The 22,435-nt window shown below is 62.7% G+C and carries 20 protein-coding genes; 12 read left to right on the top strand and 8 right to left on the bottom strand.

Going from position 1 to position 22,435, the window contains the following annotated elements:
• The first annotated feature begins 18 nt into the window (after positions 1-18).
• Both JQ587_RS19690 and JQ587_RS19685 read left to right on the top strand, forming a co-directional pair.
• Complete coding sequence (locus JQ587_RS19690; RefSeq protein ID WP_212426318.1) at positions 19-1,248, top strand: acyl-CoA dehydrogenase family protein; 1,230 nt, start codon at positions 19-21, stop codon at positions 1,246-1,248.
• A gap of 9 nt (positions 1,249-1,257) precedes the next feature.
• Positions 1,258-1,821, top strand: a complete 564-nt coding sequence (locus tag JQ587_RS19685; protein WP_212426317.1) for a flavin reductase family protein — start codon at positions 1,258-1,260, stop codon at positions 1,819-1,821.
• Here the strand turns inward: JQ587_RS19685 and JQ587_RS19680 are convergent.
• The gene (locus JQ587_RS19680; RefSeq protein WP_249154385.1) at positions 1,818-2,963 is read right to left on the bottom strand and encodes an NAD(P)-dependent oxidoreductase; all 1,146 of its coding nucleotides are present in this window, start codon (positions 2,961-2,963) and stop codon (positions 1,818-1,820) included. The genes JQ587_RS19685 and JQ587_RS19680 overlap by 4 nt on opposite strands.
• On the opposite strand from JQ587_RS19680, the gene JQ587_RS19675 reads away from it, so the two are divergent.
• From JQ587_RS19675 to JQ587_RS19650, 6 genes are all read left to right on the top strand, one after another.
• Positions 2,914-3,897 carry an ABC transporter substrate-binding protein gene (locus JQ587_RS19675; RefSeq protein WP_212426315.1) on the top strand — a complete coding sequence of 328 codons (984 nt, stop codon included), beginning with the start codon at positions 2,914-2,916 and terminating at the stop codon, positions 3,895-3,897. The genes JQ587_RS19680 and JQ587_RS19675 overlap by 50 nt on opposite strands.
• Positions 3,898-3,971: 74 nt before the next feature.
• The gene (gene ilvD / locus JQ587_RS19670; RefSeq protein ID WP_212426314.1) at positions 3,972-5,666 is read left to right on the top strand and encodes a dihydroxy-acid dehydratase; all 1,695 of its coding nucleotides are present in this window, start codon (positions 3,972-3,974) and stop codon (positions 5,664-5,666) included.
• 116 nt (positions 5,667-5,782) lie between these two features.
• Positions 5,783-6,625, top strand: coding sequence for an ABC transporter ATP-binding protein (locus tag JQ587_RS19665; RefSeq protein WP_212426313.1), 843 nt, complete (start codon positions 5,783-5,785; stop codon positions 6,623-6,625).
• Positions 6,622-7,407 (top strand): ABC transporter permease, encoded by a 786-nt coding sequence (locus tag JQ587_RS19660; RefSeq protein ID WP_212426312.1) that lies wholly within the window; start codon positions 6,622-6,624, stop codon positions 7,405-7,407. Before JQ587_RS19665 ends, JQ587_RS19660 begins: the two co-directional genes overlap by 4 nt.
• On the top strand, positions 7,404-8,171 hold the full coding sequence (locus tag JQ587_RS19655; RefSeq protein WP_212426311.1) for an ABC transporter permease: 768 nt from the start codon (positions 7,404-7,406) through the stop codon (positions 8,169-8,171). The genes JQ587_RS19660 and JQ587_RS19655 overlap by 4 nt, the downstream gene beginning before the upstream one ends.
• Positions 8,172-8,208: 37 nt before the next feature.
• Positions 8,209-9,255: a 2,5-dihydroxypyridine 5,6-dioxygenase NicX family protein gene (locus JQ587_RS19650; protein ID WP_212426310.1), complete on the top strand. Its 1,047-nt coding sequence runs from the start codon at positions 8,209-8,211 to the stop codon at positions 9,253-9,255.
• Here the strand turns inward: JQ587_RS19650 and JQ587_RS19645 are convergent.
• The 5 genes from JQ587_RS19645 to JQ587_RS19625 are packed head-to-tail and all read right to left on the bottom strand — an operon-like array spanning position 9,252 to position 14,977.
• Positions 9,252-10,244, bottom strand: a complete 993-nt coding sequence (locus JQ587_RS19645) for a 3-hydroxybutyryl-CoA dehydrogenase (protein ID WP_212426309.1) — start codon at positions 10,242-10,244, stop codon at positions 9,252-9,254. The genes JQ587_RS19650 and JQ587_RS19645 overlap by 4 nt on opposite strands.
• 3 nt (positions 10,245-10,247) lie before the next feature.
• Positions 10,248-11,336, bottom strand: coding sequence for an NAD/NADP-dependent octopine/nopaline dehydrogenase family protein (locus JQ587_RS19640; RefSeq protein ID WP_212426308.1), 1,089 nt, complete (start codon positions 11,334-11,336; stop codon positions 10,248-10,250).
• A complete protein-coding gene (locus JQ587_RS19635) occupies positions 11,333-12,859 on the bottom strand; it encodes a class I adenylate-forming enzyme family protein (RefSeq protein WP_212426307.1) in 1,527 nt (508 codons plus the stop codon). The genes JQ587_RS19640 and JQ587_RS19635 overlap by 4 nt, the downstream gene beginning before the upstream one ends.
• A 2-nt stretch (positions 12,860-12,861) precedes the next feature.
• Positions 12,862-14,151, bottom strand: coding sequence for an acyl-CoA dehydrogenase family protein (locus JQ587_RS19630; RefSeq protein WP_212426306.1), 1,290 nt, complete (start codon positions 14,149-14,151; stop codon positions 12,862-12,864).
• A gap of 7 nt (positions 14,152-14,158) precedes the next feature.
• A complete protein-coding gene (locus JQ587_RS19625) occupies positions 14,159-14,977 on the bottom strand; it encodes an alpha/beta fold hydrolase (protein ID WP_212426305.1) in 819 nt (272 codons plus the stop codon).
• Between the two features lie 198 nt (positions 14,978-15,175).
• Here JQ587_RS19625 and JQ587_RS19620 point away from each other — a divergent pair, with 198 nt between their 5' ends.
• The 4 genes from JQ587_RS19620 (at position 15,176) to JQ587_RS19605 (ending at position 20,568) form a co-directional block, all read left to right on the top strand.
• Positions 15,176-15,937: an SDR family NAD(P)-dependent oxidoreductase gene (locus JQ587_RS19620; RefSeq protein ID WP_212426304.1), complete on the top strand. Its 762-nt coding sequence runs from the start codon at positions 15,176-15,178 to the stop codon at positions 15,935-15,937.
• A gap of 42 nt (positions 15,938-15,979) precedes the next feature.
• Positions 15,980-16,816 carry an enoyl-CoA hydratase family protein gene (locus JQ587_RS19615; RefSeq protein ID WP_212426303.1) on the top strand — a complete coding sequence of 279 codons (837 nt, stop codon included), beginning with the start codon at positions 15,980-15,982 and terminating at the stop codon, positions 16,814-16,816.
• Between the two features lie 96 nt (positions 16,817-16,912).
• Positions 16,913-19,264 (top strand): bifunctional salicylyl-CoA 5-hydroxylase/oxidoreductase, encoded by a 2,352-nt coding sequence (locus JQ587_RS19610; RefSeq protein ID WP_212426302.1) that lies wholly within the window; start codon positions 16,913-16,915, stop codon positions 19,262-19,264.
• A gap of 53 nt (positions 19,265-19,317) precedes the next feature.
• Positions 19,318-20,568: a flavin-dependent oxidoreductase gene (locus JQ587_RS19605; RefSeq protein WP_212301346.1), complete on the top strand. Its 1,251-nt coding sequence runs from the start codon at positions 19,318-19,320 to the stop codon at positions 20,566-20,568.
• 9 nt (positions 20,569-20,577) lie between these two features.
• Here the strand turns inward: JQ587_RS19605 and JQ587_RS19600 are convergent, their stop codons facing one another.
• A complete protein-coding gene (locus JQ587_RS19600) occupies positions 20,578-21,036 on the bottom strand; it encodes a cupin domain-containing protein (RefSeq protein ID WP_092300198.1) in 459 nt (152 codons plus the stop codon).
• Positions 21,037-21,066: 30 nt separating this feature from the next.
• Positions 21,067-22,242 carry an ABC transporter substrate-binding protein gene (locus JQ587_RS19595; protein WP_212426301.1) on the bottom strand — a complete coding sequence of 392 codons (1,176 nt, stop codon included), beginning with the start codon at positions 22,240-22,242 and terminating at the stop codon, positions 21,067-21,069.
• Positions 22,243-22,435 lie beyond the last annotated feature (193 nt).

Below are 22,435 nucleotides of genomic sequence, written 5' to 3'. Positions count from 1 at the left end.
CGAGAGCGAGGGACACGAATGGCGCCTGGTCAAGAGCCGAGTATGGGGCAGTCGGTAGGGTTAGTCTCCGACGAACGAGCCTATGCGACGATGATTGCCAAGACGCGGTCGTTGGTGCCGCAACTGCGCGAACGCGCCGCGCGGACTGAGGAATTGCGACATCTGCCACCGGAGACGGAGCGGGACCTGCATGATGCCGGCCTGTTCCGGATGCTTCAGCCGAAGCGGATCGGCGGCGCCGAGCTCGACTACGTCGCTTTGATCGATTGCGCCGAGCTGCTGGGGCAGGCCGACGCGTCGGTGGCCTGGAATCTTGCCAATCTGGCGAGCCACCACTGGATGCTCGGCATGTTCGAGCAGCGCGCGCAGGACCTGGTCTGGGGGAAAGATCCGGACGTGCTGATCGCATCATCATTCATCTTTCCTGCCGGTCGCGCCAGCAAGGTTGAGGGCGGATACCGGCTGCACGGAAGCTGGCCGTTCTCGTCGGGGGTCGGCTCCTGCGCGTGGAATATGCTGGCAAGCGTCGTCGCTTCCGACGACGAGGCTGACGGTATCGAATACCGCATCTTCCTGTTGCCCAAAGCTGACTACAAAATTCTCGATACCTGGAACGTCGCCGGGCTGCGCGGCACCGGCTCGTCTGATGTCGAGGTCAGGGATGCCTTTGTACCCGAATATATGACGGTCGCCGTGCGTGATCTTGCCGGAGGCGCGACACCCGGGAGCAAGGTGAACCTCAATCCGCTGTACGCGCTGCCCGTGTTCTCGCTGTTTCCTTATGTTCTCTCCGGTGTCGCGCTTGGGAACGCGCAGGCTTGCCTCGACGACTATGCGGAGGTCGCCCGTCATCGCATATCGACGTACAACCGTGCCAAGCTGAGCGACTTCCAAAGCACGCAAATCAAGATCGCGGAGGCTTCCGCCAAGATCGATGCTGCGCGCCTCATCATGCGCGCGGCCTGCATCGAGGCGATGGACCACGCACGAAGCAGGCACACGCCCGACATGGCGATCAAGACCAGGTATCGGCGCGACGGGGCGTTCTCGGTCAATCTGTGCACGGATGCCGTCTCGATGTTGTTCGCGGCGAGTGGCGCGCGCGGCCTGTTCACGACGGGCGTGTTACAGCGGCAGTTCCGCGATGCGCATGCGATCAATTCGCATCTCGCCTTTAATTTCGATGCGGCCGGAACCAACTATGGGCGCGTGGCACTCGGCCTGCCGTCCGAGAATCTCACCTTGTGAGGCCGGCTGATGAATGATCTGCCAAAGCAGCCGGCCGCACCTGATCCAGCCAACGAGTTCGCGAGCGATAGCTCGCAGATTGATCCGCGTGATTTTCGCAACGCGCTCGGCACCTACGGGACAGGTGTTACGATCATCACAGCTACGGCCGCCGATGGAAAGCCGTATGGCATCACCTGCAATTCGTTTGCGTCGGTCTCTCTAAATCCTCCCTTGGTTCTCTGGAGCCTCGGGGTCTATTCATCGAGCCTGACTGTTTTTCAGAACGCCAGCCATTTCACCGTCCATGTGCTAGGCACTTCGCAGCAGGCGCTAGCAAACCAGTTCGCTAAATCGTCCGAAGACAAATTCGCCGGTGTGGACTGGACGCCAGGCCTTGGCAACGCGCCGGTACTCGCCGAGAGCGTGGCGAGCTTTCAGTGCCGATCCGTCAATCGCTATTATGGTGGCGATCACGTGATCTTTCTCGGTGCGGTTGAAGCCTATACTTATAACTCAAGAGAGCCGCTGCTCTTCGCGCGGGGAGGATACGGCCGATTTCTCGCCGACGACGACCGCAAAAAGTCCCCTTAACGCGGTTCAGCGGTCGTGGCTGAGAGCTTGTAGATTTCCAACGCGTCCGCGTCTGCGCCGCGTGCAGCCTTGGCCAGCCGGAAGATCTGTCCGGCAAGGGTTGCCATCGGCACCGGTGTTGACGTCGCCTGGGCGACATCGGCGACAGTGTCGAGGTCCTTTAGCATCGTCGCGATGTGGCCAAGTGGCGGCGAGTGAATGCCCTGGACCATGCGCGGCACGAAGAGCTGAAGGGGGATCGAATCCGCAAAGCCACCGGAGAGTGCTTCGGGCAGCCGGCTCGCGTCAATTCCAGCATTCGAGGCAAGGCGGGTTGCTTCTGCAAGCACGGCCATTGCGCATCCGACGATCACCTGGTTGCAGAGTTTTGTAGTCTGGCCGGCGCCGGTCGGACCCATGTGGGTGAACCTGCGCGCCATGGTCAGCACATAGGGCCGTGCCCGCTCGATGTCTGAGGTCTCTCCGCCCGCCATGATGGCAAGCGCGCCTTCCTCTGCACCCTTGGTGCCGCCGGACACGGGCGCATCGATCCAGCCTGCGCCGTTCGCAGTTTTCAATCGCATCGCAAGATCGCGCGCGGCGTCGGGATGGATCGATGAAAAATCGACCACGAGCTTGCCTGCACCGGGAGCGGCAGCAAGACCCTCCCGCCCGAAGACCACCTCTTCGACGGCGGCGGCATCCGTCAGACACATGAAGACGATGCCGCAGTTCGCCAACAGGTCACGAGGCGTGCCTGCGCGCTTGGCGCCGGCTTCGACGAGCGGAGCTACTTTGCCTTCCGAGCGGTTCCAGACGCTGACGTCATGACCGGCCTCGAGCAGGCGCCGGGTCATGGGCGTGCCCATCAGCCCCAGGCCGAGGTAGCCGAGCCTCTCGACGTCCTGCGGGATTGCCTTGCTCGCATCAGCCATAGGTTGCTTCCTTCTGTCGTGGCGCCGGCGGCGCGCGACCGCTGTGCACCATACATGACGCAGCCCGCCGCGATATCGGGCCGGCTTGCATGGCTTGCCTGAATGTTTGAACCATGAAACATTTGGGCCGGTCGGGTTGGGTGGCGTCGGTCGGCGCCTGAGCAACGGAGTGGGCACGATGCGCGCAGTTTCGAGGTGGATGCTGGCAATATGGGCCGTGGCGGCCATGATCACGGGCGCAAGCACCTCACAGGCACAACAGACGATCCGCGTGGGCTGGACCATCCCGGCCGAGGAATCCAAATACTGGATGATGCGCAGGCCGGCCGAATTTCCCGATCTCGGCAAGACCTACAACATCGAATGGACCCAGTTTCAGGGCACCGCGCCGATGACGCAGGCCCTGGCGGCGGGCGCACTGGATTGCGCCACGCAGGCGCCGCTCTCCCTTGCCAACGGCGTGGTTGGCGGCAATCTCAAGGCCTACATCGTGGCCCAGCATGTGTTCGAGAAGCCCGGTGGCTTCTCAGTCTACTGGGCGGTGATGGACGACTCGCCGATCAAGACGATTGCGGATCTCAAGGGAAGGACGGTCGGCATTTCCGTGATCGGCGGCGGCACGCAAGGTCCGTTCAACCTGCTCCTGAAACAGAACGGCATCGATCCTGCCAAGGACATCAAGCTGGTCGAGGTCGGCTTTGCCGTCTCCGAGGATGCGCTGCGCCAGGGCCGCGTCGATGCGGTCAACATGAACCAGCCGTTTGCGGCACGCGCGGAGGCGAAGGGCGGCACAAGAAAGCTATTCTCGCTGTCGCAGGCCATGCCGAACATTGTGCACATCCTGGAGGCCTGCCGCGCCGATTTCGTCGACAAAAACCCGGAACTGGTGAAGGCCTATGTTCGCGACATCACGTCTGGAATGAAGAAGGCACTCGCAAATCGCGAAGAGACCTTGAAGGTCGTATCCGAGGTGCTGAAGGCGCCGGTTCCCGTGCTCGATACCTACCTGCTCAAGGACAATGACTTCGGCCGCGATCCCGGTGCTGCCCCGAATTTCCCTGCAATCCAAAAGATGCTCGACATTTACGCGGACACGGGAATGCTGCCGAAGCTGGATGTCGCGCAGTTCAAACACCCGACCATCGTCGCGCCGCTGCAATAGTCGGTCGTTCACCGGGGGCAACGAGGTCGCGATGTCCCGCCCTGTGCGGGACATCGTATGAAGACGATGCAGGCATGAAGAAGTTGCGATCACGAATAACGACTGACGGCCTCGACCGGGCTCCGCACCGTGCTTTCATGCGCGCCATGGGACTGGACGACGCCGCCATCGCCAAGCCGATGGTGGGCATCGTCAGCATGAAGGGCGAACAGACGCCCTGCAACATGACCCACGATTTCCAGGTGGCTGCGGCCAAGACCGGAATTGAGGAAGCCGGCGGCACGCCGCGCGAATTCTCGACCGTCTCGGTGTCCGACGGCATCAGCATGAATCATGAGGGGATGAAGTTCTCCCTGTTTTCGCGCGAGCTGATTGCCGATTCCATCGAGGCGGTCGTTCATGGCCTCGCCTATGATGCGCTGATCGGATACGGCGGGTGCGACAAGACGCTTCCAGGCGTGATGATGGGGATGGTCCGTTGCAACGTGCCGTCGATCTTTATCTACGGCGGAAGCTCGCTGCCGGGCCGCGTGGACGGACGGACGCTGACGGTGCTCGATTCCTATGAGGCCGTCGGAAGCTTCATGACCGGAGAGATCGACGCTGCCACGCTCGAGCGGATCGAGCGCGCTTGCCTACCGACCATTGGCGCCTGCGCTGGTCAGTTCACCGCGAACACCATGGGCATGGTGTCGGAGGCGATAGGCCTCACAATTCCCAACGTGTCGATGGTGCCCGGCGTCTATGCCGAGCGCGCGCAGATATCGCGCCGCGCGGGGCGCCTGATCATGGAAATGCTGGAGCGTGGTGGACCGCTGCCGCGCGACATCGTGACGCGAAAATCTCTGGAAAACGGCGCTGCCATCGTTGCCGCGACCGGCGGCTCGACCAATGCCGCGCTGCATCTGCCAGCGATCGCGAACGAGGCGGGCATAGCATTCACGATCGATGATGTCGGCGAAGTCTTCGCCAGGACACCGCTGATCGGCAACCTGCGGCCCGGCGGCAAATACACGGCCAAGGACGTCTACGACATCGGCGGCGCGGCTGTTGTGATCCGCGAGTTGATCCAGAGCGGGCATATCGATGGTAGCTGCCTGACCATTACGGGCCGTACGCTTGCGGAGGAATATGGCGCAGCCAATGCTCCTGATGGCGAGGTGGTTTACACGGCCGGCGCGCCAATGATGCCGGATGGCGGCGTTGCGGTGCTGAAGGGCAACCTCTGCCCTGATGGCGCCGTCATCAAGGTCGCCGGTTTGAAGAGCCAATTCTTCGAGGGCGTCGCGCGCGTCTTCGAGGATGAAGAGGCTTGCGTGACGGCTGTTCGCGACCGTAGCTACAAGGCTGGCGAGGTCTTGGTGATCCGCAATGAAGGGCCGGTCGGCGGTCCCGGTATGCGCGAGATGCTCGGCGTCACTGCGCTGATCTACGGCCAGGGCATGGGCGAGGAGGTGGCCCTGATCACCGACGGCCGGTTCTCGGGTGCCACGCGCGGCATGTGCATCGGATATGTCTCGCCCGAAGCATTTGTCGGCGGGCCGTTGGCGCTCGTGCGCGATGGCGACAAGATTCGGATTGATGCCGCTGGCCGCCGCATGGACCTGCTGGTCGAGGAGCAGGAACTCGCTGCACGCCGGCGCGATTGGAAACAACGCCCACCGCGGCATCGCGCTGGCGCCTTGGCGAAATATGCGCGTCTGGTCGGCCAGGCACCGGGCGGAGCCGTCACGCATGAGGGACCAGCGGAGTGGCCGTGGTTCGACTGAGAACGCATGCGGAATGGACGTGTTTGGCAGATTTCTTGCTAAGCTCGTGCCGCTGATGGAGAACAATCAGCTCATCGGTTGCGTGACATTCGCGCGTGCGTGAAGCGAGAGACAGGATGAAGGTAGTGCCTTCGAGGAACGAATTGGTGAGACCGGTGATGTCACAAAGGCCGGCTTCCGTGATCATCGAGATCGACCGCGTCTCGCAGGTCTTCCAGACCTCGGCGCGCAAGGATCATTTGGCGCTGTCGGACATCTCCTTGACGATCGAGGAGGGGGCGTTCGTCTCTATCCTCGGTCCCTCCGGTTGCGGCAAGTCGACGCTGCTTTATATCGTCGGTGGTTTTGTTAGCCCAACCAACGGCGCGGCGAGGATGAAGGGACAGGCGATCGCGGGTCCGGGTCCGGATCGCGGGCCGGTGTTCCAGGAGTTCGCGCTATTCCCATGGAAGACGGTGTTGGGCAACGTGATCTATGGTCCGCGCCAGCAAGGCGTGCGAGCTACCGAGGCCGAAGCGGAGAGCCGCGCTCTGATCGAGATGGTCGGGCTCAAGGGTTACGAGAATTTCTATCCGAAGGAGCTGTCGGGCGGCATGAAGCAGCGCGTCGCGCTGGCCCGGACGCTCGCTTACCATCCCGAAGTCCTGTTGATGGACGAGCCGTTCGGTGCGCTTGATGCGCATACGCGAACGCGGCTCCAGAACGATCTCCTGAATATCTGGGAACGCGACCGCAAAACGGTACTGTTCGTCACCCACTCCGTCGATGAAGCCGTCTTTCTCTCGGACAAGGTCGTGATGATGTCGAAGTCTCCCGGCCGCATCCGGGACATCATCGATATCGACCTGCCGCGACCGCGGCGTCGCAACGAGCTGTTGCTCGATCCCCGCTACCAGAAATACGTCGTCGCTATCGAACGCATGTTCGATGAAAGCGACGAAGCCGGGGCGCCCTCATGAACTCGCCGGCCACCATCTCGAAACGAGCGGCGCCGGTGCTGGCCTGCGTCGGATCGCTGTTGGTGTGGCAGGTTGCGTCGCTTGCGCTGAAGAACGATAGTTTTCCAACGGCGTTCGAAGCGATCCGCGCGATCCCGGATATCCTCGGTGACAAGGAATCCCTGATCAACATCCTGGCTTCACTCCGCCGCATGACGATCGGGTTCGGCATCGCGGTGCTGGTTTCGATTCCGCTGGGCTTGCTGATGGGCCGTAGCCGGGCAGTCGCAGCCTTTTTCAATCCGCTGCTGATGGTGATTTATCCGGTGCCGAAGGCGGCACTGATGCCGATCATCATGCTATGGCTCGGCGTCGGTGACGTCACCAAGACGCTGGTGATCTTTCTCGGCGTCAGCCTCCCGGTCATCTATCACAGTTTTGAAGGTGCCAAAACCGTGGAGGAGAAGATGTTGTGGTCGGGCGCGGCAATGGGGCTTTCGCCTCTGCAGCGCCTAGTCCGGATCGTGTTACCTGCCGCGCTTCCGGAGATTTTGACGGGGTGCCGCACCGGCCTGGTGCTGGCGCTGATCACGATGATCACCAGCGAGATGATCGCGCGCCAATCGGGCGCCGGAAATATTCTGTTCAATGCGCTCGATATGGGCCAATACGACACGGTCTATGCGATGATCATCATCGTCGGGGCGATGGGTATCTGCCTTGATGCGGTCTTCGAGCGCGTCCGCGCAAGGCTCGTGCGCTGGTCCGAGCCTCAGTTCGACATGCCGCTGAGCTTCTCATGATATCACGCTATCTCTCAGCAAACGTCATCGTTGGGTTCGCGCCAATCGTGCTGGTGATTGCCCTGTGGCAAGGCCTGGTGTCATTCGGTGTCGCGCCCGCGGTTCTGCTGCCGCCGCCGGGCATCGTCTTCAACCGGTTGCTCCAGCAACTCGTGACATGGACGTTCCAGCAGGAAATCGCGGCGACCCTGATCCGGCTGTTTGCCGGTTTTGCGATCGCGGTCGTGCTTGGTGTCAGCATCGGCGTTGCGGCCGCCGCCAGTTCGGCAATCAACGCTGTGGTCCGGCCGATCGTGCGCGTGCTGGCGCCGCTGCCGAAGGTCGCGCTCTATCCGGCGCTGCTGCTGTTACTCGGTTTTGGCCACGGATCCAAGATCACGCTGGTGGCTGCGGACGCGCTCTTTCCTATTCTGCTGTCCACCTATTATGGGGCGTCGACGGTGGAGCAAAAGCTGATCTGGTCGGCGATGGCGGCGGGAACGCCGCGCTACGAAATTCTGTTGAAGGTCGTCTTGCCGGCGGCAATGCCCCCCATCCTGACTGGATGCCGGATCGGCCTTGTCATTTCCTGCATCGTGGTGTTTCTGGCCGAGATGATCACGTCAACGGACGGTCTGGGGCATGCGCTGGTCACCGCGGCCCGCACCTTTCAGGCGGTCGACATGTTCGTGCCACTGATTACGATCTCACTGCTGGGGTTGATCCTGAACGGCCTGTTGGGTGCTGTGCGGTCATACCTCCTGCGGGGCTTCCCCGAAGCGTGACCTGACGCATACGAAACGAGAAGACCGGGAGTGAACCATGCTGGCTGACCGCATCGAGGCAAAATGGATCGACGCGTTTTGCGAGATTTTTGAGCGATGCGCGGTCAAGGCCGGCGATATCGCGGCGATCCTTTCTGAAACCCAGTCTCGCGCCTTGAATGTGCACCTGGCGGAACTAGCCTTGTTGCGAATGGGAGCGAAGCCGTTTCACGTCGTCATGCCGACGCCGCGCAATCGCAACATCGTTCCGGTCCGCTCGACCGGGGCCAGTGAGGCGATTCAGAAGCTTGGTCCCGTCATCAGCGCGCTTCAGCAGGCCGGCTTCGTCGTGGATTGCACCATCGAGGGCCTGATGCATGCGGTGGAGACGCCTGAAATCCTGAAGGCCGGCGCACGTATCCTGGTGATCTCGAACGAGCATCCCGAGGCGTTGGAGCGGATGGTGCCGGCCCCTGCACTCGAGAAGCGCGTTCGCGCGGCCGCGAAGATGTTGCGTGGGACGAAGCGGATGCGGGTCACCTCGAAGGCCGGCACTGCGCTGGATGTGGACATGGTCGGTGCTTCGACGGTCGGCGTGTGGGGGTGGACCGACAAGCCGGGTACACTGGCGCATTGGCCGGGCGGTATCGTCGTGAGCTTCCCTAAGAGCGGGACGATCAATGGCGCGCTGGTGATGGCGCCCGGTGATATCAATCTTACCTTCAAGCGTTACCTGACCTCGCCGGTGAAGATGACCTTGAAGGACGACTATGTCGTCGAGCTGGAAGGCGAGGGGACGGATGCCGCGATGATGCGTGCCTATCTCGCCGCCTGGGGCGATCGTGAGGCCTATGCCGTGTCGCATGTCGGCTTCGGCATGAACCCGGGGGCGCGCTACGAAGCGCTATCGATGTATGATCAGCGCGATACCAACGGTACGGAGATTCGTGCCGTGCCCGGGAATTTTCTGTTCTCGACGGGCGCCAACGAATTCGCCGGCCGTTACACGGCGGGTCATTTCGACCTACCGATGATGGGAACCACCATCGAGCTCGATGGCGTCGCGGTGGTGCGGGACGGCGTCCTTCAGGACGTTTTCGGTTAGCTGCGATCGATAACGGGCGGACGGGCCAGGTCGAAGTGCCGGAGGAGGTCGACCATGGCCTGGAGGCGCTTTGCGCGATAGGCATCGACGTCCATGGTCGAATAGTCGAGGAAGCCTGCGCCCGTGCGGAGGCCGACCCGGCCTTCATGCATGTTGCGCGAAATCACGTCCGGTGCCCGATAGCGGTCGCTGCCGAGAGCGCCTTCGAGATAGCGGCTGGCGTAGTAAAGGATGTCGCCGCCGCCCCAGTCGATGAATTCGAGCAATCCAAGCACCGCATAACGAAAGCCGAAACCGTAGCGGATCGCTTTGTCGATTTCCTCCGCGCTGGCGACGCCTTCCTCGACCATGCGCGCGGCCTCGTTCATGGCCAGGGCCTGGATGCGAGGGACAATGAAACCGGGCGTCGCGGCGCAAACCACGGGCACCTTGCCGATGCCTTCGAGCAGCGCCTTGACTTCGTCGATGATGGCGGGATCGGTGGCTTTGCCGGGCGACACTTCCACGAGCGGGATCAGATAGGCCGGATTGAGCCAGTGCACGTTCAGGAAGCGGCGCGGATTCACGATCGCGCCGGAGAGATCGTCGACGAGGATGGTCGATGTGGTCGATGCAATGATCGCGTCGGGGGCGACCTGCTTTGAAGCGGCCCCCAGCGCCTCGCGCTTGAGCTGGACGACCTCTGGAACGCCCTCGAATACCATCCGGGCTTCGGACAGCGCGGCGCCGCTTTGACTGGCCGGCACGACCGAGACCCGCGCGATCAGCGGGGCAACGTCCGCCTCGGTCAGCAGCCCCAGCTTCGACAGGCTGGCAAACGTCTTCCCGACCTCGTCGAGCGCCTCCGCCTCCAGTCTGGCGAAATCCTCCGCCGAACGGGCTTTGATGTCGATCATCGTGACCGTGTGTCCTGCATAGGCAAACGCGACGGCGATACCGCGGCCCATGCGACCGGCTCCGAGACAGGCAATGTTGGCACGGCTGCTCATTGGTCAGAATCCCTCGCGAAGCAGCGTCTGCAATTCGGCCTTGTGGAGCTTGCCAAGTCCCAGAGTCTCCAACGTTCGGCCGTCTCGCGTAAAATCCTCGCCGCAGATCGTGCCGCCGATGGCCAGGAACGCCTTGGCCAGTGGCGTGGCCACGCTCGCTAGCCCGGCGACGGACACCAGCAGCGAGAGCCCAAGCCGCAAATCCTCGCGCATGTAGCGGTGCTCGGTCAGCACGATCCGCTCCCGCCAGTCGCCGGAATCGGTCAGGCGGTCATGCGAGCCACGGCCATACATCCAGATCTCGCCTTCCTTGGCGTAGTGGTGCGCGAGGGGAAAATGCGGCGCGTGATAACCGAGCGCCTCGCGCACCGCGATCCGCTCGGCGTCGAGGGCGTCGGTCACGCGCCGGATCGCAGCTTGCGTGCCCTCCTTGTGGATGTCCCACCGCGCGAAGTGCTCGATCGGGCCCGCGTTCATCACGATCAGCGGCGGATGTATGATGCAACCCGCATTCATCAACGCGCCCGACAGCGCGTCACCGCAGGGCTCGATCACATCAGGGAAGGCGCGGCCAATCACCTCAAGCGCGTGAGGCGCCTGATCGAGCGGGAACACACCGACCGGCAGCCGCTTGGCGCGGATGGTGATCGCGACCTCGAATGGTCCGTGCTTGCGGGTGAGCCACGGCAGCGTGCCGGTTTCGGCGAAGCTGGCCTTGGCGCGATTGCCGACGTTGCGCGCAGCTTGCGCGAAGATCATCGAGCCGAATGTCGCGGGTGGTAGAAACACGACTTGGCCGTCGCGCAGGTGCGGCGCGAGGAGCCGAGCGATGTCTTGCTGTGCGAAGGCGGGGGCAGGGCACACGATCAGCTCGACACCGCTGACGGCTTCGGCGATGTCGGTGGTCACCAGCGCCAGCTTCACGTCGTGGCGGCCATTGTGATCTTTGACGAGGACGCGGCAGCCAGCGGCACGGTGTGCTTCGACCTGTTCTGCGTCACGACGCCAAAGTCGGACTTCGTGCTCCGACCGCGCAAAATCGCCAGCGGCCGCGAAAGAGCCGTTTCCCCCACCCAGAACCGCAATCTTCAAGGTGCTTCTCCTTGGGCGCGCGACTGCGCATCAAGCTGCTTCAGCAGGAAATGCTGGACCTTGCCAAGCGCCGTGCGCGGCAGGTCGGTAACGAAGACGAATTCGCGTGGAACCTTGTAGCGGGCAAGCTGGGATTGAACATGCGCTCTCAGTTCGTCCGCTTCGAGCCGGCAGCCGGATCGCCGGATGACATAGGCGATAGGCACCTCGTCCCAGCGCAGGTCCGGTCTTCCGATCACGGCGCATTCGCTGACGTCGGGATGCTCCAGAAGGACGCGCTCGACCTCGGCCGGGTAGACGTTTTCGCCGCCGGAAATGATCATGTTCTTCTTGCGGTCGCGCACCCAGAAATAGCCGTCCCGGTCGCACAGGCCGACATCGCCGGTACGATACCAGCCGTCTTGCAGCGCCTCGCGCGTGGCCTCCGCATTGCCCCAATATTCGAAGAAGACGTTGGGGCCGCGGACCGCGATCTCGCCCGGCGAGCCCGCCGGCACCTCGTTGCCGGCTTGATCGAACACTTTCGCCTCGCAGCACAAGCCGGCAAGTCCTGTCGATCCCACGCGCGAGAGGTCGCCGCCGAGGCGGGTGTAGACGGCGATGGGACAGGTCTCCGTCGAGCCGTAGACCTGCAGCACCGGCACGCCGCGCGCGACAAAGCGATCGATCAGGTGCGGCGGCACGACGGTTGAGCCGGTGGCGACCGCCTTCAGCGACGAGAGATCGGTCGTGGCCCAGGCGGGATGCTCGCTGACGGCCTGGATGATCGCCGGCACCATGACTGTCAAGCTCGGTCGTTCGCGCTCGATGGAAGCTAGAGCCGTGTCCGGCGCAAAGCGGGCGTGGATCGTGACGGTCGCGCCAAGCTGGAGCGCTGCGGTCGTCTGGATATTGAGGCCGCCGACGTGGAAGAACGGTAACACCGTCAGCACATGATCATCCGACGTCATGTTGTGCATGTGCTGGCTCATGACGCCGTTCCAGAACAGGGCCTCCTGACGCAGGACGGCGCCTTTCGGCCGCCCCGTCGTTCCTGACGTGTAGACGATCAGCAGCGGACAGGAGAAATCGGTGTGCGGATTTCGGCCGCTACCCTGGCCACGCGCCAGCAGGTTTTCGAATGTCATGCCGCGCGGTGGCGCAAAATCGAGGCCAACGACGGCAGTGCCCGGCGCGAGTTCGGGAAGAACGCCTTCAAAGGCCCGCTCGAGCATCAGCACCTTGGCGCCAGCATCGGTGAGGATGAAGAGCTGCTCGGCCACCGCGAGCCGCCAGTTCAGCGGCACCAGCATCGCGCCGAGCCGCGCACAGGCGTAGAGTAGGACCAGATAGTCCGGCCGGTTCAGGCTCAGGATCGCGACACGGTCACCGCGGCCGACGCCGAATTCCGTCTTCAAGGCTGTTGCCGTCCGTTCGATGCGATCGGCGAATGTCGCGTAGCTCAGCCGTTCGCCCTCGAAGGCAATGGCCGTCTTGTCTGGCGAAAACGCCGCGTTGCGATCGATCAGACTGCAGAGGTCCACCGTCAGTCGTCCATTTCGCCAGCCTCGTACAGCGCCTCGCGCCCGATCCGGTCGAGGCAAAGCTCGGCCGTCCACGGCAGCATTAGCGAGCCGCAGCGGCTGTCGCGATAGATGCGCTCCAGCGGTAGCGAGCGGAGCATGGCCTGCCCGCCGCAGGTACGGATTGCGAGCGCGGCGAGCTCGTTGGCACCTTCCATCACCGAATATTGCGCAGCATAGGCGCGCAGCACCTGCTCTTTGCCCGGATTAGCTCGCGCCTCGGTGACAGCCTGGAACCAGATTGCCTTGATCTGCTCCAGCTTGATCTGCATCTGAGCAACAGCGATCTGCTTGGTCGGGTACATCCGCCGCTTGACCGGCGGCATGCCCGGCACCTCGCCGCGCAGATAACGCACCGTGAAATCGTAAGCGGCCTGCGCGAGGCCCATGTAGGTCGGCGACAGCGTCAGGAACATGTGGGGCCAGCGCATCGCGGCCTGGAAATAGACGCCGCGCGGCATCAGCGCAGAATCCTCGGGCACGAACACGTCCTTGAAAAGCAGTGTTCGCGAGACCGTTCCGCGCATGCCGAGGGGATCCCAGTCGCCGACGACAGAAACGCCTTGAGATTTCGCTGATATCGCGAGGTAAAGCGTATTGCGGCGCGAGGCCTTTTCGCCTTCCTCGATCTCAGTGCAGAGTACGCCGTAATAGTCAGCGTGGCCGGAGAGCGACGCAAAGATCTTCTTGCCGTTGACGATCCAGCCGCCGTCGACGGGCTTTGCTTCGGTACCGAAGGCGACCCCGCCCGCTGCCGCCGCGCCGCCTTCTGAGAAGGGCTGCGAATAGATCGCGCCATCCTCTACGATGCGCTTGTAGTGGACGGCGCGCCGCTTTTCGTGTTCCGCGCGGATTTCCGCATCCATGTCGAGATCATCGGCCAGCGGCCCCGACCACAGCGTCGAACAGACATGCATGTTCCAGGTCAGCGCGGTCGCGCCGCAATAGCGGCCGATTTCCGCCGCGGCCAGGGCGTAGGTCTGGTAGTTCGCTCCCAATCCGCCGTGCTTCTTGGGGACAGCGATGCCGAGCAGGCCGGCGCGATGCAAATCGCGATAGTTCTCGGTCGGGAAGATCGCCTCGCGATCGTAGGCGGCGGCCCGATCGGCGAACACGCTCTGGCCGATTTCGCGCGCCCGCGCGATAATAGCGGCCTGCTCCTCGCTCAGGCGGAACGCTACGGGATCGAAGATCGGCGCATCCAGCGCGACCTTGTCGGTTGCGCCGATGTTCTTGCTGACTTGCATGGTCATGGCGCGGTCACCCGTGTATTGCAGCGATGGCATCGACGAAGCTGCCGAGCGCTTTGTCGAAGGCGTTGGGACGTTCAAGGTTGGCGAGATGGCCGACGCCGGGGAGTTCGACGTAATCAGCTGCGGGAATATAGGTTGCCATCTTCGCCATCATGGGCGCAGGGGCGTTGTTATCCTTGGAACCGGAGAGCAACAGCGCCGGGATGGAGATGTCTTTGAGCGTGCTGCGCTGGTCGAACCCGATCAGCGCCAACATCATGGCGCGATAACTCGCCTCGGGCACACTTTCCATGCACTCGCGCGCAAGCTCCATCCCTTTTGGGTCTGGATTTTCGCCGACCAGCTCCTTCACCAGGGAGGGAGCCAGCGACTTCATGGTCTCGCCACGATCGAGCGGCCCGAGCCGCGCTGAGATGAACGATTTTTGCCAGTCACCGTCGGCCTTGCCGAACGCCGGGCTGGTCTGTGCGAGCACGACTGCGCGCGCGAGTTTTGGCGATTGCACCAGGCATTTCTGGACGATCATGCCGCCGATCGAATGGCCGACGAGAATGGGGCTTGTCGCACCGATCCGCTCGATGAAGTGCTGAAGTGCATCGGCCAGGGCAGCGATGCTGACGCTGGCGAGCGGCGCCGATCCGCCGTAGCCCGGCATGTCCCACGCGATCGCGTGGAATCGATTGCCGAATGTGGCAAGCTGCTGCCGCCAGGCTCGCGCCGCGCCGCCAATGCCATGCAGGAAAATCAGGGCTATCGCGCCTGGGTCGCCGGCGGCTTCATAGGCGAAGCGTCCGTCCCTTGTTATCATTGGCGCAGGCTGCGACACGCAACATCCTTTGGCTTGGCCCGGCGATGCTAACAGGCCTGTGGGGGATGGAAAGAGATAATTTTATACTTAAAGCAATTTTCAGGCCGCTCGCTTTTGCGCGGGCGCTTTGCGGCGTCGGTCCGCGCTCTCGTTGCAAAAGCTTGAAGGTTAAAATATATCGGAGGGGCGATCAGCAGAACTTTGGGGAGCTCGGGCATGTCCGCATTACCGCATTCGCCGCACGCGCTGGTGACCGGTGGCGGTCGCGGCATCGGCCGCGCGATCGCAGCGTCCCTTGTCAGCGCCGGCGCCACCGTCACGGTGCTCGGGCGGAACGCCGCCACTCTCGAAGAGGCGATCAAGGCAGGTGCTGCGCATTTTTCTGCCGTTGCTGACGTGTCGAACGAAGCATCCCTGAAAGCCGCGATCGCTGAGGCCGGTGCGCGAAAGCCGATCGATATCCTGATCGCCAATGCCGGCAGCGCCGAATCCGCACCGTTTGCGAAGTCGGATAGTGCCCTTTTTGCGCGTATGATGGACATCAATTTCATGGGCGTCGTCCATGCTGTCAGCGCAGTGCTGCCTGGGATGAAGGATCGTCCCTATGGGCGCGTCGTTGCGATCGCGTCGACCGCCGGGCTTAAAGGCTATGCTTACGTGAGCGCGTATACGGCTGCTAAGCACGCCGTGGTCGGCCTTGTGCGTTCGCTTGCCCTGGAGATGGCCGGCAGCAACATCACCGTGAATGCAGTCTGCCCTGGCTTCACCGACACTGACTTGGTTGCCAGCAGCATCGACAACATCATGAAAAAGACTGGGCGAACCCGTGAGCAGGCTGTCGCTGAGCTCGCCAAGCACAATCCGCAGGGTCGCCTGATTACGCCGCAGGAAGTGGCAAATGCCGTGCTTTGGTTGTGCAGCGCCGATGCGGGCGCGATCACGGGGCAGGCGATTGCCGTCGCCGGCGGCGAGATCTAGCGTACTGGCGCGGACGCGGAACAGGGAAACTAAGGAGATCGCATGAGCAGACCAGCCAACCCCGTCACCGTGCCGCTCGCGGACTATTCGCCGCAACACTTCCTGCTGGCCGTAGTCGATGGCGTTGCCACCGTGACGCTCAACCGTCCGGAACGAAAGAATCCGCTGACGTTCGAAAGCTACCGCGAGCTGACGGACTTCTTTCGTGCCGGCGCCTTCGACGATGCGGTCAAGTCCATCGTCGTCACCGGTGCCGGCGGAAATTTTTCGTCGGGCGGCGACGTGTTCGAGATCATCGGCCCGCTCGTGAAGATGGACACCAAAGGGCTGACGGCGTTTACGCGGATGACGGGTGATCTGGTCAAGGCGATGCGGGCCTGTCCGCAACCGATCGTGGCCGCGGTTGAGGGCATCTGCGCTGGCGCCGGCGCGATCATCGCCATGGCATCTGACATGCGGCTCGCCGCGAGCGGGGCCAAGGTGGCGTTTCTGTTCAACAAGGTCGGCCTTGCCGGCTGCGACATGGGCGCCTGCGCAATCCTGCCGCGGATCATCGGTCAGTCCCGTGCCTCCGAGCTTCTGTACACCGGCCGGTTCATGACCGCGGAAGAGGGCGAGCGCTGGGGATTTTTCAGTCGCATCGTCGCGCCGGAGCAGGTGCTGCCTCAGGCGCAATTGCTGGCCAAGCAGGTGGCGGAAGGGCCGAGCTTCGCCAACACCATGACCAAGCGAATGCTGGCCATGGAATGGGCGATGTCGGTCGAGGAGGCGATCGAATCTGAGGCCATTGCCCAGGCGCTGTGCATGACGACGGCCGATTTCGAGCGCGCTTTCGAGGCTTTCGCCAACAAGGTCAAGCCGGTCTTCAGGGGCGACTGAACGGCTCTTTCCTGCGGGAGGCCTCGAACGGGGACTTGCCAGGAATTAGTTTAGGCTTAAAATAGTTTCATTGCCGGGAAGATTGGCGAGGCTCCCATGAAAGTCGCGATCATTGGTGGCGGACCTGCGGGTCTTTACGCTGCAATCCTGCTCAAGAAGCAGCGTCCGAGCGCCGACATCAACGTGTACGAGCGCAATCGGGCCGATGACACGTTCGGCTTCGGCGTGGTGTTCTCGGATGCCACACTGGACAATTTCGAGAAGCACGATCTTCCGAGCTATCGCCGCATCACCCAGGAGTTCGCCTACTGGGATGACATCGCCGTGCATTTTCGTGGAACGGTGCATCGGGTCGGCGGCAATGGCTTTTGCGGCTGCTCGCGACAAAAATTGCTTCTGATCCTGCAGGAGCGAGCCCGCGAGCTCGGCGTCAGCCTGCATTTCGAGGTGGATATCGACGACGAGCAGCGCTTTGCCGGCGCCGATCTCATCTTGCTCGCCGATGGCGTCAACAGCCGCTTCCGCGAGAAATATGCCGAGCACTTCCAGCCGGAAGTCGATCTCCGCACCAACAAGTTCGCCTGGATGGGCTCGACCAGGCCGCTCGATGCCTTCACCTTCATCTTTCAGGAGACCGAGTGGGGCCCCTTCATCGCTCATGCCTATCAATACGAGGCTGGTCACTCGACCTGGATCTTCGAGACCGATCCGGAGACGTTCGAGCGCGCGGGCCTGACGGGACTGAATGAGACCGAGTCCGCCGCCCGGATGGCCGACATCTTCGGCTGGTTCCTCGATGGGCACAAGCTGCTCACCAACCGCTCAATGTGGCGCAACTTCCCGATGATCCGCAGCAAGCGCTGGGTCAGGGATAACATGGTTCTGCTCGGCGACGCCAAGGCGAGTGCGCATTTCTCGATCGGTTCGGGCACCAAGCTCGCGATGGAAGATGCGATCGCGCTGGCCGAGGCGATGGCGAAGGCGCCTAACATCAAGGCTGCGTTGGATGTCTATGAGCACGGCCGCCGTGAGGAGGTCGAGAAGACCCAGCACGCCGCCGACGTCTCGCTGGTCTGGTTCGAGCATGTCGATCGCTTCTGGGATTTCGATCCCGTGCAGTTTGCCTTCGGCGTGATGACGCGCTCGAAGGCGATCACCTATGACAATCTCAAGCTCCGCGCGCCCGATTTCGTCGCCGAGGTCGAGAAGTCATTCGCAAGGCAGGTGCGCAGCAACGGCTTCGACGTCAACACCGACACGCCAATGGTGCCGCTGTTCCAGCCATTCCGCTTGCGCGAGATGGAGATTGCCAACCGCGCCGTGATGTCGCCGATGTGCATGTATTCGGCGAAGGAGGGCGTTCCCGGTGATTTCCATCTCGTGCACTACGGTTCGCGCGCGATCGGTGGCGCCGGCCTGATTTTCACGGAGATGACCTGCGTCAGCCGCGATGCGCGGATCACGCCCGGTTGCGCCGGATTGTGGAATGACGAGCAGGAGGCGGCGTGGCGCCGCATCGTTGATTTCGTCCATGGCAATTCCGGCGCGAAAATCTGTCTGCAACTCGGACACGCTGGCCGCAAGGGCGCGACCAAGTTGATGTGGGATGGCATCGACCGCCCGCTGGAGCAGGGCGGCTGGGACGTGGTCTCGGCATCGCCGCTGCCCTATTTCCCCGACAGTCAGGTGCCGCGCGAGCTTGACCGTGCCGGTATGAACGCTGTGCGGAATACGTTCGTCGCGGCGGCCGAACGCGGCGAGCGCTGCGGTTTCGACATGCTCGAGCTGCATTGTGCCCACGGCTATCTCCTCGCGAGCTTCATCTCGCCGCTGACGAACACCCGCACCGATGAATACGGCGGCTCGCTCGAGAACAGGCTGCGTTTCCCGCTCGAAATTTTCGGGGCACTGCGCGCGGCGTGGCCGAAGCACAAGCCGATGTCGGTGCGCATTTCCGCGACGGATTGGGCGGATGGCGGCATCACTGGCGATGACGCGGTGGCGATTGCGCGCGCCTTCGCCGATGCCGGTGTCGATCTCGTCGACGTCTCGACCGGGCAGACGGTTCGTGATGCGCAGCCGGTCTATGGACGCATGTTCCAGACGCCATTCTCCGACCAGGTTCGCAACGAGGCGCGCGTCGCCACCATGTGCGTCGGCAACATCACGACCGCGGACCAGGCCAATACCATTTTGGCCGCCGGCCGGGCCGACCTCGTCGCGCTCGGGCGCCCGCATCTGGTCGACCCCTTCTTCACCATGAAAGCGGCGGCCTGGTACGGCGCAAACGATGCGTTCTGCCCACCGCAATATCTGCCCGGAAAGGACCAGATTTTCCGCAATAGCGTGCGCGACCGGCAGGATATCGAGGAGCTGAGAATTAAGGCTAAGCCCAAGACCCGGGCTGAGCTCAAGGCGGAGGCGACGAAGCCGCTTGCGGCGGAGTGACCGCCCGTGCGACGTTACCCCCATTGCCTGCGTATTGAGTGGAGTTGAGGGCGATGAAGGCGATTATCGTCGGTGGCGGTATCGGTGGTCTCACCACGGCTTTGATGCTGCGGGCCCGCGGCATCGGGTGCGAGATTTTCGAGCAGTCCGATACGATCCGCGAACTCGGCGTCGGCATCAACACACTGCCGCACGCCATGCGTGAGCTTGCCAGCCTCGGTCTGCTGCAGAAGCTCGACGACGTCGCGATCCGCACCGACCAGCTCTACTACCTCAACCGTCATGGCCAGGAGGTCTGGCGCGAAGCTCGCGGCGTGGACGCCGGCCACGACGTACCGCAATTCTCGATTCATCGCGGCCGCCTCCAGGGTGTCATCCATCGCGCGGTCGAGGAGCGGCTCGGAGCGGAGGCCATCCACACCGGCTGCCGGCTCGGCGCCTTCACGCAGGACGAAGGCGGCGTTACGGCCTATTTCTTCGATCGTGCCGGCGCGCACATTTACACCGCGCGTGGAGATATCCTGATTGGCGCCGACGGCATCCACTCACGGGTCCGCGATACGCTGTTTCCGAACGAAGGGCCGCCCTGCTGGAACGGCCTGATGCTGTGGCGCGGTGCGCGCGATTGGCCGCTGTTCCTCACGGGCAAATCGATGATCGTTGCCGGCGGTCTCAACGCCAAGGTGGTGATCTATCCGATCGCGGAGGGATCAAGCCCGGCGAGCCGTCTGACCAATTGGGCGGTGCTGGTGAAAGTGGGTGAGGGCAATGCGCCGCCGCCACGGAAGGAAGATTGGTCACGGCCGGGCCGGCGCGAGGAGCTGATGCCGCACGTGGCACGCTTCTCCGTGCCCTACATCGACGTGAAGAGCCTGATCTCGGCGACACCCGAGTTCTACGAATATCCGACCTGCGACCGTGATCCCTTGCCATATTGGTCGTCGGGGCGCGTCACGCTGCTCGGTGATGCCGCCCATCCGATGTATCCGGTCGGATCCAATGGTGCTTCGCAGGCGATCCTCGATGCACGCTGTCTCGCCGACGCGCTGGTGCGTGCCGAGCATCCGAGACAGGCGCTGATGGAGTACGAGAAGAAGCGCCTGCCGATGACCGCGGAGATCGTTCGCTCCAATCGCCGCGGCGGCCCCGAAGGCGTCATCGACGCCGTCGAGCAGCTGGCGCCCGACGGCTTTGACAATATCGATAACGTGCTGAGCTATTCCCAGCGTGAGGCCATCGTGCGGGGCTATGCCACCAAGGCCGGCTTCGCCGCGGTACCGGGACTTGCGGCGGTGCGCGCCTAAACCGCGTCGCTAACCGGCGCCGGGCGGCGGCGGCAGGAAGTGGATGTTGAATTCGGCGGCCATCGCGACAACATCCTCCGGCTTCTGCTCCTTCATGTTGTGAAGACCCCAGAACAGGTCGAACAGTTTTTTGGTCGGCGACACCCAGAACAGCACTTTTGCGGTCTGATCCGACTTGTTGAAGATGCCATGCGGCACACCCATGCCGAGCCGGATCAGATCGCCTGGCGTTGCCTGCGCCTCTGAATTGCCGAGCACGAAATCGAGCTTGCCCTCCAGCATGTACAGATATTCGTCCTGATCGGGGTGGATGTGCGGCGGAACGAACGTGCCCGGCGGCAGCGTGGCGTGCCAGGAGAAGCTGTTCTCGGCGCAGCTCTTCGGGACATAGGTCTGGCCGAGGATGTTCCAGGAAATGCCCTGGATTCCCTCATTGGCTCGCGTGATGCCGGTGATTTCGCTCTTCATTGCAGTCCTCCCTTAACGCGATGCGCGGCCTTAGTTCGCCGCCTTGCAGTCCTTGGCGTAGCGGTCGCCGTAATTTTCGAAGACCTTCTGGACGATCTCGGTCTGGAACTTGCCGTCCGGACGTTTGGCGACCTTGGTCAGGTAAAAGTCCTGGATTGGATAACCGTTGGTGTTGAACTTGAAGGCCCCCCGTAGCGACGTGAAGTCCGCCTTCTTCAGGGCTGCCCCAACGGCGTCCTTGTTGGAGAGGTCACCCTTCACGCCTTTGACGGCGCTGTCGATCAGCATCGCGGCGTCGTAGGCTTGGAAGGCGTAGGTGCCGGGCACGCTGTTATAGGCGGCCTCGTAGGCGGCGACGAACTTCTTGTTCTGGGGATTGTCGAGATTGGGCGCCCAGTTCGCGCCGCCAAACATGCCGACGGCCGCGTCCTGCTGCGCCGGCAGGGTCGATTCATCCACTGTGAAGGCCGAGAGCACCGGAATGCTGTCAGCGAGACCGGCCTGCTTGTACTGCTTGACCAGATTGACGCCGAGGCCGCCCGGCATGAACGTGAACACCGCATCGGGTTTTTGCGAGGAGATCTTGGAGAGCTCCGGCTGGAAATCCAGCGTGTTCAGCGGCATGTAGGATTCTTCGACGATCTCACCCTTGTAGTCGAGCTTGAAGCCGGCGATCGAGTCCTTGCCGGCCTGATAGTTCGGCACCATCAGATACATGCGCTTGTAGCCGCGATCCTGCGCGACCTTGCCGAGGATCTCATGGACCTGATCGTTCTGATAAGACGTCACATAGAAGAACGGGTTGCAGTCCTTTCCGGCAAAAGTCGACGGACCGGCATTGGGGCTGATCAGAAACACTTTCGATTCTGTGACCGGCCGGTGGATCGCCTGAAGGATGTTGGAGAAGATCGGGCCGACGACGAAGTCGACCTTGTCGCGCTCGAGCAGGCCCTTGATCTTGGTCACGGCCGCGTCGGGCTTCAGCTCGTCGTCGACCACGACGACTTCGACATCGCGGCCACCCATCTTGTTGCCGAGATCCTTCACAGCGAGGGCAAAGCCGTCGCGAACCTGCTGACCGAGCGCGGCGGCAGGTCCCGACAGGGTCACGATCACGCCCAGCTTGATCTTCTCCTGGGCAAGGGCAGGGCTCATCGCGGTGCCAAGAAGAAGTGCGGCTGCGGCCAAGGTCAGTTGCGTCTTCATGATCTATCCCCCGTAACGATCGCGCTTGCGTTGTAAGGCGCGTACTCCGACCCAAGCTTATGCCGATGACGGCGCTCGCGGCAAGCCAAGCTCAAGGGCGTCACCATCGCGCGGGCGGTGCATGCAAGCGGCGCGCCAGTTATTTGAAGCCTAAAGAAATTCGCGTGCGGTCGATTGTTGCAGCTTTGGACTT

Source organism: Bradyrhizobium manausense (assembly GCF_018130615.1).
GTDB lineage: Bacteria > Pseudomonadota > Alphaproteobacteria > Rhizobiales > Xanthobacteraceae > Bradyrhizobium > Bradyrhizobium manausense_A.
Note: the sequence above shows the minus strand (reverse complement) of the source record. Positions and strands in the feature narration are given on the sequence as shown.

Bases quoted from the DNA above. Each gene is read 5' to 3' on its own strand.
- JQ587_RS19690 (WP_212426318.1), top strand. From the start codon at position 19: ATGGCGCCTGGTCAAGAGCCGAGTATGGGGCAGTCGGTAGGGTTAGTC.
- JQ587_RS19685 (WP_212426317.1), top strand. From the start codon at position 1,258: ATGAATGATCTGCCAAAGCAGCCGGCCGCACCTGATCCAGCCAACGAG.
- JQ587_RS19675 (WP_212426315.1), top strand. From the start codon at position 2,914: ATGCGCGCAGTTTCGAGGTGGATGCTGGCAATATGGGCCGTGGCGGCC.
- JQ587_RS19680 (WP_249154385.1), bottom strand. From the start codon at position 2,963: ATGGCCGCCACGGCCCATATTGCCAGCATCCACCTCGAAACTGCGCGC.
- ilvD (WP_212426314.1), top strand. From the start codon at position 3,972: ATGAAGAAGTTGCGATCACGAATAACGACTGACGGCCTCGACCGGGCT.
- JQ587_RS19665 (WP_212426313.1), top strand. From the start codon at position 5,783: ATGAAGGTAGTGCCTTCGAGGAACGAATTGGTGAGACCGGTGATGTCA.
- JQ587_RS19660 (WP_212426312.1), top strand. From the start codon at position 6,622: ATGAACTCGCCGGCCACCATCTCGAAACGAGCGGCGCCGGTGCTGGCC.
- JQ587_RS19655 (WP_212426311.1), top strand. From the start codon at position 7,404: ATGATATCACGCTATCTCTCAGCAAACGTCATCGTTGGGTTCGCGCCA.
- JQ587_RS19650 (WP_212426310.1), top strand. From the start codon at position 8,209: ATGCTGGCTGACCGCATCGAGGCAAAATGGATCGACGCGTTTTGCGAG.
- JQ587_RS19645 (WP_212426309.1), bottom strand. From the start codon at position 10,244: ATGAGCAGCCGTGCCAACATTGCCTGTCTCGGAGCCGGTCGCATGGGC.
- JQ587_RS19630 (WP_212426306.1), bottom strand. From the start codon at position 14,151: ATGACCATGCAAGTCAGCAAGAACATCGGCGCAACCGACAAGGTCGCG.
- JQ587_RS19620 (WP_212426304.1), top strand. From the start codon at position 15,176: ATGTCCGCATTACCGCATTCGCCGCACGCGCTGGTGACCGGTGGCGGT.
- JQ587_RS19615 (WP_212426303.1), top strand. From the start codon at position 15,980: ATGAGCAGACCAGCCAACCCCGTCACCGTGCCGCTCGCGGACTATTCG.
- JQ587_RS19610 (WP_212426302.1), top strand. From the start codon at position 16,913: ATGAAAGTCGCGATCATTGGTGGCGGACCTGCGGGTCTTTACGCTGCA.
- JQ587_RS19605 (WP_212301346.1), top strand. From the start codon at position 19,318: ATGAAGGCGATTATCGTCGGTGGCGGTATCGGTGGTCTCACCACGGCT.
- JQ587_RS19600 (WP_092300198.1), bottom strand. From the start codon at position 21,036: ATGAAGAGCGAAATCACCGGCATCACGCGAGCCAATGAGGGAATCCAG.
- JQ587_RS19595 (WP_212426301.1), bottom strand. From the start codon at position 22,242: ATGAAGACGCAACTGACCTTGGCCGCAGCCGCACTTCTTCTTGGCACC.